The 15,083-nt window shown below is 64.7% G+C and carries 18 protein-coding genes; 11 read left to right on the top strand and 7 right to left on the bottom strand.

Features of this window, described 5'->3' with window-relative positions:
* Window positions 1-76 precede the first annotated feature (76 nt).
* The 3 genes from Q7C33_RS15030 to Q7C33_RS15040 are packed head-to-tail and all read right to left on the bottom strand — an operon-like array spanning window position 77 to window position 1,706.
* On the bottom strand, window positions 77-322 hold the full coding sequence (locus tag Q7C33_RS15030) for a cytochrome C oxidase subunit IV family protein (protein ID WP_407683665.1): 246 nt from the start codon (window positions 320-322) through the stop codon (window positions 77-79).
* Between the two features lie 12 nt (window positions 323-334).
* Window positions 335-919: a cytochrome c oxidase subunit 3 family protein gene (locus Q7C33_RS15035; protein WP_407683666.1), complete on the bottom strand. Its 585-nt coding sequence runs from the start codon at window positions 917-919 to the stop codon at window positions 335-337.
* The gene (locus tag Q7C33_RS15040; protein WP_407683667.1) at window positions 903-1,706 is read right to left on the bottom strand and encodes a CbbQ/NirQ/NorQ/GpvN family protein; all 804 of its coding nucleotides are present in this window, start codon (window positions 1,704-1,706) and stop codon (window positions 903-905) included. The genes Q7C33_RS15035 and Q7C33_RS15040 overlap by 17 nt, the downstream gene beginning before the upstream one ends.
* 321 nt (window positions 1,707-2,027) lie before the next feature.
* Between Q7C33_RS15040 and nirS the strand changes: the two genes are divergently transcribed.
* From nirS to Q7C33_RS15095, 11 genes are all read left to right on the top strand, one after another.
* Entirely contained in the window at window positions 2,028-3,596 is a 1,569-nt protein-coding gene (gene nirS / locus Q7C33_RS15045; RefSeq protein ID WP_407683748.1) for a nitrite reductase, read from the top strand.
* Between the two features lie 24 nt (window positions 3,597-3,620).
* Window positions 3,621-3,929 (top strand): c-type cytochrome, encoded by a 309-nt coding sequence (locus Q7C33_RS15050; protein WP_030137677.1) that lies wholly within the window; start codon window positions 3,621-3,623, stop codon window positions 3,927-3,929.
* Window positions 3,930-4,115: 186 nt separating this feature from the next.
* Window positions 4,116-4,445, top strand: coding sequence for a c-type cytochrome (locus Q7C33_RS15055; RefSeq protein WP_323155307.1), 330 nt, complete (start codon window positions 4,116-4,118; stop codon window positions 4,443-4,445).
* Window positions 4,442-5,620, top strand: coding sequence for a cytochrome D1 domain-containing protein (locus Q7C33_RS15060; RefSeq protein WP_407683668.1), 1,179 nt, complete (start codon window positions 4,442-4,444; stop codon window positions 5,618-5,620). The genes Q7C33_RS15055 and Q7C33_RS15060 overlap by 4 nt, the downstream gene beginning before the upstream one ends.
* 2 nt (window positions 5,621-5,622) lie before the next feature.
* Window positions 5,623-6,081 carry an Lrp/AsnC family transcriptional regulator gene (locus tag Q7C33_RS15065; RefSeq protein WP_030138803.1) on the top strand — a complete coding sequence of 153 codons (459 nt, stop codon included), beginning with the start codon at window positions 5,623-5,625 and terminating at the stop codon, window positions 6,079-6,081.
* Complete coding sequence (gene ahbB, locus Q7C33_RS15070; protein ID WP_407683669.1) at window positions 6,078-6,590, top strand: siroheme decarboxylase subunit beta; 513 nt, start codon at window positions 6,078-6,080, stop codon at window positions 6,588-6,590. Before Q7C33_RS15065 ends, ahbB (Q7C33_RS15070) begins: the two co-directional genes overlap by 4 nt.
* The gene (locus Q7C33_RS15075) at window positions 6,583-7,026 is read left to right on the top strand and encodes an Lrp/AsnC family transcriptional regulator (protein WP_030138801.1); all 444 of its coding nucleotides are present in this window, start codon (window positions 6,583-6,585) and stop codon (window positions 7,024-7,026) included. The genes ahbB (Q7C33_RS15070) and Q7C33_RS15075 overlap by 8 nt, the downstream gene beginning before the upstream one ends.
* Window positions 7,001-7,537 carry a siroheme decarboxylase subunit beta gene (gene ahbB / locus Q7C33_RS15080; protein WP_030138800.1) on the top strand — a complete coding sequence of 179 codons (537 nt, stop codon included), beginning with the start codon at window positions 7,001-7,003 and terminating at the stop codon, window positions 7,535-7,537. Before Q7C33_RS15075 ends, ahbB (Q7C33_RS15080) begins: the two co-directional genes overlap by 26 nt.
* A 42-nt stretch (window positions 7,538-7,579) precedes the next feature.
* The gene (gene nirJ / locus Q7C33_RS15085; RefSeq protein WP_258650880.1) at window positions 7,580-8,758 is read left to right on the top strand and encodes a heme d1 biosynthesis radical SAM protein NirJ; all 1,179 of its coding nucleotides are present in this window, start codon (window positions 7,580-7,582) and stop codon (window positions 8,756-8,758) included.
* A gap of 45 nt (window positions 8,759-8,803) precedes the next feature.
* A complete protein-coding gene (cobA, locus tag Q7C33_RS15090; RefSeq protein ID WP_407683670.1) occupies window positions 8,804-9,646 on the top strand; it encodes a uroporphyrinogen-III C-methyltransferase in 843 nt (280 codons plus the stop codon).
* Window positions 9,643-11,139 carry a cytochrome D1 domain-containing protein gene (locus Q7C33_RS15095; protein WP_407683671.1) on the top strand — a complete coding sequence of 499 codons (1,497 nt, stop codon included), beginning with the start codon at window positions 9,643-9,645 and terminating at the stop codon, window positions 11,137-11,139. Before cobA ends, Q7C33_RS15095 begins: the two co-directional genes overlap by 4 nt.
* A gap of 315 nt (window positions 11,140-11,454) precedes the next feature.
* Here the strand turns inward: Q7C33_RS15095 and Q7C33_RS15100 are convergent, their stop codons facing one another.
* The 4 genes from Q7C33_RS15100 to Q7C33_RS15115 are packed head-to-tail and all read right to left on the bottom strand — an operon-like array spanning window position 11,455 to window position 15,065.
* Window positions 11,455-11,982 (bottom strand): nitrous oxide reductase accessory protein NosL, encoded by a 528-nt coding sequence (locus Q7C33_RS15100; RefSeq protein ID WP_407683672.1) that lies wholly within the window; start codon window positions 11,980-11,982, stop codon window positions 11,455-11,457.
* A 28-nt stretch (window positions 11,983-12,010) separates the two neighbouring features.
* Complete coding sequence (locus tag Q7C33_RS15105; RefSeq protein WP_030138795.1) at window positions 12,011-12,841, bottom strand: ABC transporter permease; 831 nt, start codon at window positions 12,839-12,841, stop codon at window positions 12,011-12,013.
* Entirely contained in the window at window positions 12,838-13,755 is a 918-nt protein-coding gene (locus tag Q7C33_RS15110; protein ID WP_407683673.1) for an ABC transporter ATP-binding protein, read from the bottom strand. The genes Q7C33_RS15105 and Q7C33_RS15110 overlap by 4 nt, the downstream gene beginning before the upstream one ends.
* Window positions 13,752-15,065 carry a nitrous oxide reductase family maturation protein NosD gene (locus Q7C33_RS15115; RefSeq protein WP_407683674.1) on the bottom strand — a complete coding sequence of 438 codons (1,314 nt, stop codon included), beginning with the start codon at window positions 15,063-15,065 and terminating at the stop codon, window positions 13,752-13,754. Before Q7C33_RS15115 ends, Q7C33_RS15110 begins: the two co-directional genes overlap by 4 nt.
* Between the last annotated feature and the right edge of the window lie 18 nt (window positions 15,066-15,083).

The raw sequence follows: 15,083 nt of genomic DNA on the forward strand, positions 1-15,083 counted from the left end.
CACGTCCCCACATTCGTCCAGTGTCACATTCGTAGCGAGGGACCCGCTCCCTCGCCACGGGGGTTTACGCAGGGATTCAGACCCCAAACGAAACCCCCACCGCCAGCACCACCGCCCAGCTCAACACCAACCGCCGCCACAACCGCGGGGCATGGCGCAGTTCCATGAAGCCGTCGGCGATGAGCCAGGCCTTGGTCACGGCGACTGCCAGGATGGCGATTGCCACCCGTCCGTTGGCAGCGACCTGGGCCAAGGCGACGGTGGCGGTGCTGAGCACGGCCAGCATCGCCCAGCAGATGATCAGGACACGGGACGTCGACATGGGCATCTCCATTCAATCGAGGATGTAGACCACCGGGAACAGCAGCACCCAGACCAGATCCACCATGTGCCAATACAGCACGCCGGATTCCAGCCCGCTGTGTTGCTGCGCACCGTAGCGCCGCCGGCGGCAGCCCTCGGCCAGCCATGCGAGGATGACCATGCCCAGCAGCACATGGAGGAAATGGAACGCGGTGAGGATCCAGTACAAGGTGAAGAAGGTGTTGTGCTCCATGCCGAGGCCATTCGCCAGCAGGTGGGCATACTCGCCGAGCTTGATCCCTACGTAGCCACAGGCGAGCAGCAACGCGCCGCCCAACAACAGCGCGGCTCGACGCGGTCGGTCTTGCCGGGCTTGCTCCAGGGCCAGGGCGGCGAACAGCCCGGCGGTCAGTAGGCTGAGGGTCATCGCCAGGCCCGTGGAGCGGTCCAGCAACTGGCGGCCTTCGCTGAACATCTGCGGGCGCAGCGCCTGGGCGACGGTGAACGCGAGGATCAGCAGCGCGAACACCGTCAGCTCGGCGAGGATGAAGAACCACATCGCCAGGTCGCCGGGCAACCGCCGGGACATTCCAACGCTCTCAGCCGAAATGGACATCGACCACATCCATCAGCGCGGCCACGGTTTGTGGATCGTCGCTCAACGGTTCGGCCAGGCACGCCAGGCAAGCTTGGCGCGGGTCCATCCCGGCGCCGATCATGCGGGCCGCGAAGATCAGCAGACGGGTGGACGCGACCTCCTCCAGGTCGTGCTGATCGAGCCGGCGCAGCGCCTGCCCCAAGCGCACCACCTGGGCAGCCAAGGCCATGTCGACTCCAGCCTCGCGGGCAACAATGCGCTCTTCGTCGGGCACCGTCGGGTAGCCGAAGCGCATGGCCACGAAACGCTGGCGCGTGCTCGGCTTCATGCCCTTGAGCAGGTTCTGGTAGCCGGGGTTATACGACACCACCAGCATGAACGACGGCGGCGCCTGCAAGACCTCGCCGGTGCGCTCCAGGTACAGCTGCCGACGATCGTCCGCCAGCGGGTGCAGCACCACCGCCGTGTCCTGGCGCGCCTCGACCACTTCGTCCAGGTAACAGATGCCGCCCTCGCGCACCGCCCGGGTCAACGGTCCGTCCTGCCACCAGGTGCCCTGGGCGCCGATCAGGTGACGGCCGACCAGGTCGGCGGCGCTGAGGTCGTCGTGGCAGGCGACGGTGTACAGCGGCAATTTCAGGCGATGGGCCATGTGCTGGACAAAACGGGTCTTGCCGCAGCCCGTCGGCCCCTTGATCAGCACCGGCATGCCGTGGCGCCAGGCCTGTTCGAACAACGCCTGTTCGTTGTCCTGGGCTTGATAGAAGGGTTCGTCGGGGTGGTGCGCGGTAGGGATTGCGTTCATGGGATGGCCTGATCAGACAGCGGATTGCCACTCAAACTACGAGGCCCTGCGACAACCTGGCAAGGCTTGCGGCCGGCAAACTTGATCGCCGTCAAGCGGTTAACCATCTCCCCCGGCATAGCCTTGCAGCGCACCAAGAATCTGCGCGCCGGACGACATTTACGGGGGCAGCGCGGGTCATGCCTGAGGAGAAATGGAATGCTGATCAGCCACAAAAAATCGTGGGCGATGAGGGTCACGGCGCTGTGTACAGTGCTGGCCTCCCCTTACGTCTTCGCCGACCAACCCCCTGCGCAGGCCACCTCGCAGGACAGCCCGCGCATGGTCAAGACCGACGGCGCGCCGGACCTGAGCCAGGCCGACTTCGACGCGGCCAAGGAAATCTACTTCCAACGCTGCGCCGGCTGCCACGGCGTGCTGCGCAAGGGCGCCACCGGCAAGCCCCTGACGCCCGACATCACCCAGGCACGTGGCCAGGCCTACCTGGAGGCGCTGATCACCTATGGCTCCGCCGCCGGCATGCCGAACTGGGGCACTTCCAACGCCCTGACCAAGGACCAGATCACGGTGATGGCCAAGTTCATCCAGCACACCCCGCCGACACCACCGGAATGGGGCATGGCCGAAACCCTCAAGACCTGGAAAGTCCTGGTCAAGCCCGAGGACCGACCCACCAAGCAACTCAACAACCTCAACCTGCAAAACCTGTTCTCGGTGACCCTGCGCGACGACGGCAAGATCGCCCTGATCGACGGCGACACCAAGAAAATCGTCAAGCTGATCGACACCGGTTACGCGGTGCACATCTCGCGCATCTCGGCCTCCGGACGTTATCTGCTGGTGATCGGTCGGGACGCCAAGATCGACATGATCGACCTGTGGCCGAAAGAGCCGACCAAGGTCGCGGAAATCAAGGTAGGCATCGAAGCCCGCTCGGTGGAAACCTCCAAGTTCAAGGGCTACGAAGACAAGTACACGATTGCCGGCTCGTACTGGCCGCCGCAGTTCACGATCATGGACGGCGAGACCCTGGAGCCCAAGCAGATCGTCTCGACCCGGGGCATGACCGTCGACACCCAGCAATACCACCCCGAACCTCGCGTCGCGGCGATCATCGCCTCCCACGAATGGCCGGAGTTCATCGTCAACGTCAAGGAAACCGGCAAGGTGATGCTGGTCAACTACCAGGACATCAAGAACCTCACCATCACCAGCATCGACGCCGCGCCGTTCCTGCACGACGGCGGTTGGGACAGCAGCCATCGCTACTTCATGACGGCCGCCAACAACTCCAACAAAGTCGCGGTGATCGACTCCAAGGAACGCAAGCTCACCGCCCTCGTGGACGTCGGCAAGACCCCGCACCCGGGACGCGGCGCCAACTTCAATCATCCGCTCTACGGACCGGTCTGGGCCACCAGCCACTTGGGCGACGCCGGGGTTTCGCTGATCGGCACCGACCCGGTCAAGCACCCGCAATACGCCTGGAAACAGGTGGGTTCGCTGCAGGGTCAGGGCGGCGGTTCGCTGTTCATCAAGACCCACCCACAGTCCCGTCACCTGTACGTCGACACCACCCTCAGCCCGGACGCCAAGCTCAGCCAATCGGTGGCGGTGTTCAACATCGACAAGCTCGACGCCGGCTACACCGTGCTGCCAATCGCTGAATACGCCGGTATCAAGAAAGGCGCGTTGCGCGTGGTGCAACCGGAATACAACAAGGCCGGCGATGAAGTCTGGTTCTCGGTCTGGAGCGGCCAGGAAGACGAGTCGGCGCTGGTAGTGATCGACGACAAGACCCTCAAGCTCAAGAACGTGATCAAGGACAAGCGCCTGATCACCCCGACCGGGAAATTCAACGTCTACAACACCCAACACGACATCTATTGAGCCCCATCAATAAGAGGAAAAACCATGAAGCCTATTCTGATCGCACTGGCCTTGACCGCCGCCTATAGCCTGCCGGCCCTGGCCGATGATGGCCCGACACTGTTCAAGAGCAAGCCGTGCGCGGCCTGCCATTCCATCGACACCAAGGTGGTAGGCCCGGCGCTCAAGGACGTCGCGGCAAAAAACGCCGGCGTTGCCGGAGCCCAGGACGTATTGGCCAAACACATCAAGGAAGGCACCCAAGGCAACTGGGGACCGATGCCGATGCCGGCCAACCCGGTGACGGAAGAAGAGGCCAAGACGCTGGCGGCTTGGGTTCTGACCCTTAAATAACTTACAAGGCGCAAATCACTTGTGGCGAGGGGATTTATCCCCGCTGGGGTGCGAAGCAGCCCTGAAACCTGACAGCGCGGTGTGTCAGGCAGATAGGTTCTGCTTTTCTGGGGCTGCTTCGCACCCCAGCGGGGATAAATCCCCTCGCCACAGGGGACATGCAAAAATTCAATATCGGAGGACGTCATGGAACGACACAGCTTCACCCCCTCGATCACCGCCCTCCTCCTGCTTATCCCCGCCTGCGCGCTGGCCGCTCCCGACCCGCCGCGCCAGGCCCAACTCCAACATCTCCTGGACCAGGACTGTGGCGCCTGCCACGGCCTGCGCCTGACCGGCGGCCTCGGCCCGCCGCTGACCCGCGAAGCCCTGGCGGGAAAATCCCGCGACAGCCTCATCGCCACCGTCACCCTCGGCCGCCCCGGCAGCGCCATGCCCGGCTGGGCGCCACTGCTCGGCCCCGACGACATTCGCTGGCTGGTGGACCGGCTTATTCAAGGAAAACCCGCCCGATGATCCGTTCCCTTCTGTCCATTGCCACCGCTGCAATCCTGCTCGCCGGTTGCGCCCAGCCCACCCTGCGCGGCACTGGCGACTTGGGCGTAGTAGTTGAACGCGCCAACGGCAGCCTGCAAATCATCGAAAGCGACAGCCACACCCTGCTCGCCCGCGTCGACGGCCTCGGCGACCTGTCCCATGCCTCGGTGGTGTTCTCCCGGGACCAGCGCTACGCCTACGTGTTCGGGCGCGACGGTGGCCTGAGCAAAGTCGACCTGCTGACCGCCCGCATCGACCGCCGCATCCTCCAGGGCGGCAACAGCATCGGCGGCGCGATCAGCCAGGACGGCAAGCTGATCGCCGTGTCCAACTACGAACCGGGTGGCGTGAAGGTGTTCGATGCCCGGACCCTGGAACAGCTCGCCGACATCCCGGCCACGCCGCTGCCGGACGCCGGCAAACGCTCCCGGGTGGTGGGCCTGGTGGACGCGCCGGGTCAGCGTTTCGTGTTCAGCCTGTTCGACACCGGCGAGATCTGGACAGCCGATTTCAGCGACGGCCCCACGCCACGCATCGAGCGTTTCACCGGCATCGGCCAGCAACCCTATGACGCGCTGATCACCCCGGACGGGCGTTATTACATGGCCGGGCTCTTCGGCGAAGACGGCATGGCGCAACTCGATCTCTGGCATCCGGAGCACGGGGTCAAGCGCGTGCTGGGGCATTACGGACGCGGCGAGGCCCGGTTGCCGGTGTACAAGATGCCGCACCTGGAAGGCTGGGCCGTGGCCGACCAACAGGCCTTCGTGCCCGCCGTCGGTCACCATCAGGTGTTGGTGATGAACGCCACGACCTGGCAACAGGTCGATGCCATCGCCGTCGCCGGGCAACCGGTGTTCGTCACCGCGCGACCGGACGGACGCCAACTCTGGGTCAACTTCGCCTACCCGGACAACGACCGGGTCCAGGTCATCGACACCCAGACCCACGCCATCGTCGCCGACCTTCGGCCCGGGCCGGCGGTATTGCACATGGAATTCACTGCGCGCGGAGACCAGTTATGGCTGTCGGTCCGGGATGGCGGTGAAGTGCAAGTCTGGGATCCCTATCGACTGGAACGGATCGGCACGCTGCCGTCGCTGAGCCCCAGCGGCATTTTCTTCAGCAGCCGCGCCCACAAGCCAGGGTATTGACCATGACACCCAGCCCTCTCGCCCGCCGCTTGATCGACCGCTTTCAACACGGCTTGCCGCTGTGCGCCGAACCCTTCAAGGCCATGGCCGAAACCCTGGGCTGTAGCGAGGCCCAGGTCATCGACTGCCTCCAGCACCTGCAACTGGCGGGGACATTGTCGCGCGTCGGACCGGTGTTCGAGCACAGCCGGGCTGGCGCCAGCACCCTCGCCGCCCTCGCCGTGCCGCCGGAGCGCCTGCACCAGGTGGCGGCGCGCGTCAGCCAGTACCCCGAAGTCAATCACAACTACGCACGGGAGCATCGCTACAACCTCTGGTTCGTACTGACCGGCCCCGACCGCGCCCACCTGGACATCATCCTCCAGGAACTGGAGCAGGACACCGGCCTTACGCCGCTAGACCTGCCCATGCTCACCGCCTACCGCATCGACCTGGGCTTTGCCCTGGAGACCGCCCCATGAACATCACCCTCAGCGAGGCACAATCCCTGGCGCTGCGCCGCCTGCTGGAAACCGGCCTGCCCCTGACCCCGCGCCCCTTCCAGGCCTTGGCCGAACAGATCGAGGCCTGTGAAGCGCAGGTGCTCGATCAGATGCGGTTATGGCACGAACAAGGCTTGTTCCGCCGCGTCGGCCTGGTGGTCAACCATCGGGCCTTGGGGTTCTCCGCCAACGCCATGCTGGTGCTGGACGTGCCCGACGCCTTGGTCGATGAAGTCGGGCGACGCCTTGGCCAAGCCCCGGGCATCAACCTTTGCTACCAACGGCCACGACGCCTGCCGCAGTGGCAATACAACCTGTTCTGCATGATCCACGGGCGCCAGCGCGACCGCGTCGAGGCCCAGGTCCAGGCGTTGCTCCAGGAACATCTGCTGGATGACCTGCCCCACCAATTGCTGTTCAGCACGCACCTGTTCAAGCAATGCGGCGGACGTTTCGCCGCACCGGCCGGAGCCTCGATCGATGGATGACCTCGACCGCCGCCTGATCAATCGCCTGCAACTGGGCTTGCCGCTGGTGCGCCATCCCTGGGAGCACCTGGCCCGCGAACTGGACAGCAACAGCGCCGAGCTGCTCGACCGCCTGCATGAGCTGCTCAATGAAGGCGTGCTGACCCGTTTCGGCCCGATGTTCGACATCGATCGCCTCGGCGGCGCGTTCACCCTCGCCGCCCTGTCGGTGCCTGAAGCGCGTTTCGACAGCATCGCCGAGCTGCTCGCCGATATGCCCGAAGTGGCCCACAACTACCGCCGCGAGCACGCCTGGAACATGTGGTTCGTGCTCGCCTGCCCCAGCGAACAGGCGATCACCGACACCCTGCTGCGCATCGAGCAGCTGACCGACCTGGTGCCGCTGAACCTGCCCAAGGAGGAGACCTACCATGTCGGCTTGTATTTCCCGGTTTGATTCGCTGCGGCAACACCCACTGAGCCCGGAAGAAACCCCGCTGGCACTGCGCCTGGTCGAACTGACCCAGGCCGGCCTGCCCTTGCTGGAAGATCCCTGGAGCTGGCTCGCCGAGCAACTGGGCCTGAGCGTCGAGTCCACCCTCGACCTGCTCAAGCGCTTGCAGGCCGAAGGCGCGATCCGCCGCATCGCCGCCGTGCCCAACCACTATCGCCTCGGCTACCGCCACAACGGCATGACCGTCTGGGATGTCGCCGACGCCGACATGCCACGCCTCGGTGCGCTGTTGGGCGAACAGCCCTTCGTCAGCCATTGCTACCGCCGACCGCGCCGCCCCGGCTGGCGCTACAACCTGTTCGCCATGGTCCACGGGCGCAGCCGCGAGGAAATCGACAGCTACCGCGAGCACCTGCGCTATCTGCTGGGAGATGCCTGCGCCGCCGACGACATGCTGGTGAGCAGCCGGATCCTGAAGAAAACCGGCCTGCGCCTGACGCCGGCCGCGCGCTGAGCCTGCACGCCAACCCCTGCATGCCAACCGAAGGAGCGTTTTATGTTGAGGATCAGCCATTACCTGCGCGCCCTGGCCGGGCAATGCCCCGCTCCACGCGTCGCGCCCCCCGGTAGTCGCCGCGCGCCGGTGGTGATCTGGAACCTGCTCAGGCGCTGCAACCTGACCTGCAAGCATTGCTACGCAACCTCCGCCGACAGCGTGTTTCGCGATGAGCTGAACACCGTCGAAGCCCTGCAAGTGATCGACGACCTGCACGACGCCGGGGTACGGGTGCTGATCCTGTCCGGCGGCGAACCGTTGCTGCGCGAGGACCTGTTCCAGCTCAGCGCCTATGCCCGCGCCCAAGGGTTCTTCGTCGCCCTGTCCACCAACGGCACGCTGATCGACGCCACTAACATTGAACAGATCGCGGCGGCGAACTTCGATTACGTGGGCATCAGCATCGATGGGCTGGAAGCGACCCACGATGAATTCCGGCAACTCAAGGGCAGCTTCGCCAGTTCCATGGCGGCGATCCGGCTCTGTCGCGCGCGCGGGATTCGGGTGGGTTTACGCACGACGCTGACGCAGCAGAACCATTTGCAGTTGCCCACCCTGCTGGAACTGATGAACGAATACGATGTGCAGAAGTTCTACCTGTCCCATCTCAACTACAGCGGTCGCGGCAAGCGCAGCCGCAAGCTCGACGCCCACCAGCAGATGAGCCGCGAGGCGATGGAATTGATTTTCGAGCGCGCCTGGGCGGACGTCGAACAGGGGCGCGACAGTGACTTTGTCAGCGGCAACAACGACGCCGACGCGATCCTGCTGCTGCAATGGGCCGCCCGGCGCCTGCCTCAACACTCCGCCGCGCTGGAGCAAATGCTGCGGGCCTGGGGCGGCAATGCCTCGGGCGCCGGCATCGCCAACATCGACAACACCGGCGAGGTCCATCCCGACACGTATTGGTGGCAGCACTCGGTGGGCAATGTCCGCCAGACACCGTTCAAGACCCTCTGGCTGGAGCGCCCCGAGCCGCTTCTCCTAAAACTGCGCGAGCACCCGCGCGCCGTCGGCGGACGCTGCGGCCAATGCCGCTGGCTGGCGATCTGCAACGGCAACACCCGCACCCGCGCCTGGGCCGACGGCGACCTGTGGGGCCAAGACCCCGGTTGCCACCTGAGCGATGAAGAAATCGGCGTGCACGCGATTCCCAGCGTGGCGCTGAGCCCGATATAGCCCGATAGCCCGACGGCGAACCTGATGAAGAACCAAGGAAGTCCCATGCCTGCCCCCATCGTTTTGCCCGCTGCCCTGCAATCGTCCTTCCGGCCTGGGGAAGTCGCCCTGGTCGGCGCCGGTCCCGGTGATCCGGGCCTGTTGACCTTGCGAGCCTGGAGCCTGCTGATGCAAGCCGACGCGGTGGTCTACGACCGCTTGATCAGCCCGCAGTTGCTCAGCCTGATCCCACTGGCTTGCGCCCGCCATTACGTCGGCAAGGCCGCCGGTTGTCACAGCCTGCCCCAACCGCAGATCAACCAACTGCTGGCCGATCTGGCGGACCAGGGCCAGCGAGTCGTCCGGCTCAAGGGCGGCGACCCGTTCATCTTTGGCCGTGGCGCTGAAGAGCTGGAGTACCTGTTGTCTCGCGGCATCGACTGCCAGGTGGTGCCCGGCATCACTGCCGCGGCCGGCTGCTCGGCCTATGCCGGCATTCCACTGACCCATCGCGACCTGGTCAATTCCTGCCGGTTCATCACCGGTCATTTGCAGCGCGACGGTGAGCTGGACTTGCCGTGGCGCAGCCTGGCCGATGACAGCCAGACGCTGGTGTTCTACATGGGCTTGTCGAACCTGCGCACCATTGCCGAGCGATTGATAGCGGCCGGGCTCTCGGCAGACACCCCGGCGGCGTTGATCAGCAACGGCACGCGCCCTGACCAACAGGTGCTGCGCGGCACGCTTGGGGCGTTGCCGGACATGGCCCAGGCCTGCCTCGACGGGCTGCCCACATTGACCGTGATCGGCAAGGTCGTCGGCCTGTTTGCCCAGCAGTCGGTGCAGCATCCGGCGCGTATTCATCCGACGCCACGGGCTCAACCCTTCGCCTCGAAGGTGGCGTCATGAAGGGCTGGTGGTTCACTCCAGTGCTGTGGATCAGCGTGGCCCACGGTGCGGACGTCAAAGGGCCGGACCTGGACCAGGCCGAGCGCAACTATCAGCAGCACTGCCAGCAATGCCACGGCGTCAATCGCATCGGCGCAGCCGGGCCGGCGCTGTTGCCGCAAAGCCTGAGCCGGATCAAGCCCGCCGAAATCCGCCAGGTCATCGAAAACGGCCGCCCCGCCAGTCAGATGGCAGCGTTTGGCACCGTGCTGGATGCCGCGCAGATCGATGGGCTGACCGACTATCTCCAGCGCCCACCCGCCGTCGAGCCGACCTGGAACGAAGACGACACTCGCCGCAGTCATCGCCTGCTGGCGGATCTCGCCACCCTGCCGGACAAACCCCGGCACAACGCCGACCCGCTGAACCTGTTCGTGGTGGTGGAGGCCGGCGATCACCATGTCGATATCGTCGACGGCGATCGCTTCGAGGTGCTGGCGCGTTTCGCTTCGCATTTCGCCCTGCACGGCGGCCCGAAATTCTCCCCGGACGGCCGTTTCGTCTACTTCGCGTCACGGGACGGCTGGATCAGCCTGTACGACCTGCACAACCTCAAGCTCATCGCCGAAGTCCGCGCCGGGCTCAATACCCGTAACCTGGCGGTGAGCAAGGACGGTCGCTGGGTGCTGGTGGGCAATACCTTGCCGGGCAATCTTGTGGTGCTGGATGCCCGTGACCTGTCGCTGGTCAAGACCGTTGCAACGGTCGGGCTGGACGGCCAGGCATCGCGGGTCAGCGCGGTCTATACGGCGCCGCCGCGGGACAGCTTCATCGTCGCGCTGAAGGACGTGAAGGAAGTCTGGGAGCTGTCCACCGGTCCGAACCCGGACTTTGTGCCGAGGCGCATCGAGGCCGAGGATTACCTGGATGACTTTTCCTTCTCGCCCGACTATCGGCAGCTACTCGCCACCTCGCGCAAGGCCCAGGGCGGGCAAGTGATCAACCTCGACACCGGACGGATCGTCACGGATATCGCGCTGCCGGGCATGCCGCACCTGGGCTCGGGGACCTATTGGAAACGCAATGGGCATTGGGTGTTCGCCACGCCCAATATCAGCAAGGGGCTGATTTCGGTGATCGACTTCAACACCTGGAAAGTCATCAAGCAGATCCCCACCCTCGGGCCGGGCTTCTTCCTGCGCAGCCATGTCAATTCCCGCTATGCCTGGACCGATGTGTTTTTCGGCCCCGACAACGATGCCATCCACCTGATCGACAAGCAGACTCTGGAAATCGCCCACACCCTGCGCCCGATGCCCGGGAAAACCGCCGCCCACGTCGAATTCACCCGCGACGGCCGCTACCTGCTGCTGAGCATCTGGGATACCGATGGTGCGTTGATTGTCTACGACAGCAACACCCTGAAGGAGATCAAACGCCTGCCGATGAACAAACCGTCGGGCAAATACAACGTGGGCAACAAGATCGAGTTTGCCGAGGGGACCTCGCACTGACCTGGCATTGTGGGGGCTGCTGCGCAGCCCAGCGGGGCGGTGCGACGTTTCGCTGAATCCCCTCGCCACAAGGGCTGCGTTGATAACCCTTTCTTCAGCCACCCAATCCCCGTGGCGAGGGGATTCATCCCCGCTGGGTTGCGTAGCGACCCCAAAAAGGCCCAACGCAATCAACCTGACCCACCTCGCTAACTGTTCCAAGGGCTGCTGCGCAGCCCAGCGGGAGCAAGCTCCCTCGCCACGGGATCGGTGTCGGTCTTGTGTTCCAAGCCAATCGAAGCATTTGTGGCGGGAGGATTTGATCCCCAAAAACGGTCAATGACTCATCGATGACATCGCCCCGGCCTGCCCCAGCAGCTTCTGGTCGATGTCCTCCAAACGCAGGACTTTGCCGCCGGTATCGTGGGCGAGTTTTTGTGCCGCCTCGGGGTCGGAGAAGGAGGCCAGGACCACGCCCATGGCGCCCTTGAGTCCGGAGCCGATCACGAAGTAGGCGGTGCGGGCGTCGATCAGGTGGGCGTCGTCCGGTGCGTCCCAATGGCTGCGGCCCATGTCGTGGACATACAGCTTCACGTCGGCGCGGTGGTTTTCCGGTTGCAGCCACCAGCCAAGCATTTCCGCCGGAGAGCAGAACTTCTTCGTCCCGCCGGCACCGACCGCCGCGCCCTTGGGCCCGGGGAAATCGGTGATGACCATGCCACACACATGGCATTCATCCCCAGGATGAAAAGCCAGTCCCGCCTGGGCAGCCGGCGGCGATTGAGCCTTGTCGCAAGCCACCAGCGCCAGGCACACCAGAACCCCGGCCAGGACACGGCTCACCTTGAAATAAATCCTGTTCATCACATCCTTCCTCATCAAGACCAGAAACTCATGGGCATCGGCGATTGAACAACCGATAGGCCAGCCACAACGGCACCCCCAACCACAACCCCAGGCACAGCCACAGCAGCGGCGCTGAAACCGGCAAATCGCTGCCCAGCGTCAACACGCCGGCCCCACTGGAAGCGGCGTCGAACCCCGACACATTGATCAGTCGATACACATCAGTCGGGTTCAACAGCAACAGCCAAGGCAACAGCTCCGGACTGAACCGGCCCTCGCTCAGCACCAGCAACGCCAGCAGCGCCAGGTCGAACACCAGCACGAAGAAAAACCACACGCCCAGCGCCAGCCCCGCCGCGGTGGATTTTTCCGCCGACAGGCAACTCAGCACATAGGCCAACCCGAGGAACACCCAACCGAGCAGCGTGCTGGACAGCATGAAGCGACCGAAGGCCCAGAGCAGCAGGCTCAGCTCGACGTCATCCACCAGCACGGCAATGGCCAGCATCGCGCAGCCAAAGCCAATCAGGGTCGCCAGGGCCAGGATCAGCCCATGGCCGACAAACTTGCCCAACAACAGCTGCCCGCGGCCCAGCGGATACGTCAGCAACAGCAACAACGTGCCGCTTTCGTCCTCGCCGACAATCGCGTCGTAGGCCAGCAGCAAGGCAATCAGCGGCATCAGGAACGTCGCCAGGCTGGCGAGGCTGGCCACCGTCGCCGGCACCGAGGTGAAGCCCAATTGGCCGGACGCCGCCGCGCCGAGCCAGGCGATGCCGATCGCCAGCACCGCGAACAACAAGCTGATCGCCAACAGCCACCGGTTGCGCAGGCCGTCGCTGAGTTCCTTGCGGGCCATGTTCCAGATCGGGTTCATTGGCCGGCCTCCTCGGTCGCTGCGCGGGTCATGTAGTGGCGGTACAAATCTTCCAGCGAGGGAGGCTTGATCTCCACGTCCGTCGGGTCGTCCTGGGCCAGCAACTGGCGCAGCAACACCAACTTGCTGCCGTCCGGCGCGGATACTTGCACACCTTCAGCGCCCCAGCCCTGGGTGACGTGCCCTTCGCTGCGCCAGTGCTGGCGCAGCCAGTCGGCCCGGGACAGGCCCGACGCGCGGATCAGCGTCGGCAGCTCCGCGTCTTCGCGCAATTGCGCCAGGCTGCCCAGGGCCAGCAGCCGCCCCCGGGTGAGAATCGCGGCGCGGTTGATGTGTGCCTCCACACCCGGCAAGACATGGGAGCAAAGAATGATGCTGGTGCCCTGCCAGCGCAGGCGATCGAGCAACTGATAAAGGTCCTGGGTGGCGATGGGGTCCAGGCCCACGGTCGGCTCATCCAACAGCAGCAGGCGCGGCTGGCCGAGCAAGGCCTGGGCCAGCCCGAGGCGCTGGCGCATGCCTTTGGAATAGGTGCGCACCCGCCGTTTCGCTGCGCCCGCCAGCCCCACCTCCTCAAGCAATCGCTCGACCTGCTCAGGCGCCGCGCCCTTGAGCCGGGCGAAATGCTGCAAGGTTTCCAGCCCGCTCAACTGCGGATAGAACATGACGTTCTCCGGCAGATAGCCAAGCATCCGCCGCACATTCGGGTCGCTGGGCCCGCGGCCGAAGACCCGCACCCGCCCCGAGCTGGCCTGCAGCAAACCGAGAATCAGCTTCATGGTGGTGGTCTTGCCCGCGCCGTTGTGCCCGAACAGGCCGAGCACTTCGCCTTGGGCCAGGGTCAAGTCAAGCCCGTGCAGCACGGCGACGTCGCCATAACGCTGGCTGACGCCTTCGATTTCGACGACGTTCAAGACGCGTCCTCCTGGGCAACGTTGCGTGGAAAGGGTTGAATGGGCGCTTGCATCAGCGGATGGCTGTCCATCACGCCGGGGGATTTCATCACCGGGAAGGCCCGCTGCACCCAGCGCAGCAGTTCGACGCCCGGGCTGTTCATCAGCAAGCGCACCTGCGGATACAACCACAGCAGCCGATCAACGTTATCGTTGGGTTCATAGGCGACATCACCAACGCCGTCGCTGTTGCGGTCCCAGCCCAGGTAGTCGCTCCAGTAATTGCCGCGCCCGTCCGCCGACCATTCCTGCAGCCGCGTGGCCACATATTTGACCTGGCGCTGGTTATGGACGAAGGCATTGCCGGCGATGCGGTTGTCCTCCGAGCCGGCAGTGAGGTGGATGCCCACGGCGCTGCGCTCTAAATGATTGCCTTCGATGCGGTTGAACAACGAGTTGTAGATGAACAGCGCCTTGCCCTCGGCGCCGGTGATCATGGTGTCGCCGGTGGACCCGTCGCGCACATCCGTGACGAAGTTGTCGCGCAAGGTCGAATAGGTGATGTAGTTCATCAGGATCCCGTAGTTCTGGTCCTGTTCGGAACGGTTGCCGATCACCGTCAACTGACGGCTTTGCATCAGCGCATAGCCCGTGCGAGTGCGGCGGGTGGTGTTGCCCAGCAGTTGGTTGTCGTTGGCGAACATGTAATGCACGCCGTAGCGCAAATCCTCCAGGGTGTTGCCCTGCAGCAGATTGCCGTTGGACGTGTCGATGTAGATGCCGTCGCGGGTGTCGCGGATCTGGTTGCCGATGACCCGCGCGCCATGCACCGCGTACAGGTGAATGCCATTGCCACGATCCTGGGAGCGCAGGCCCGGATCGCCCTGGATGCGGTTGTCGATGAGGCTGACGTCCCGCGTGCCATCGACCCAGATGCCGAAGCCCTGGCCCTGCATGCGGTTCGCCCGCACCACCGCGCCTTGCCCTGCAGGCTGGATGAACACGGCGGCGTTCATGGCCGTCAGGTCATGGCCCCAGTCCAGGAAGGTGCAGCCTTGGACCTGGACGTTCGGCGCCCGGATCACCAGGCCGTTGCCCTCGCCCTGCCCCTGGAATACCGCGTCCGGCGCACACGTGAGCGTCATGGCTTGATCGATGCTGAACGCGCCACGGTATTCACCGGCCGGAAGGCGCCATTGCTGGTCGCCCTCGGCCTGCAATGGCAAGTCCATGATCGATTGCGGCGCGCTGGACGCAGCGCCCGACAACAGACAGAACATCAGCGCAATGACCGTTCGATGAGCGTTTGCATGCGACATGTTCCCGGTCATTGCACCTGCCTCCTCGAT

The sequence above is a fragment of the Pseudomonas sp. BP11-1-1 genome (genome assembly GCF_052112105.1).
GTDB classification, from domain to species: Bacteria; Pseudomonadota; Gammaproteobacteria; order Pseudomonadales; family Pseudomonadaceae; genus Aquipseudomonas; species Aquipseudomonas alvandae.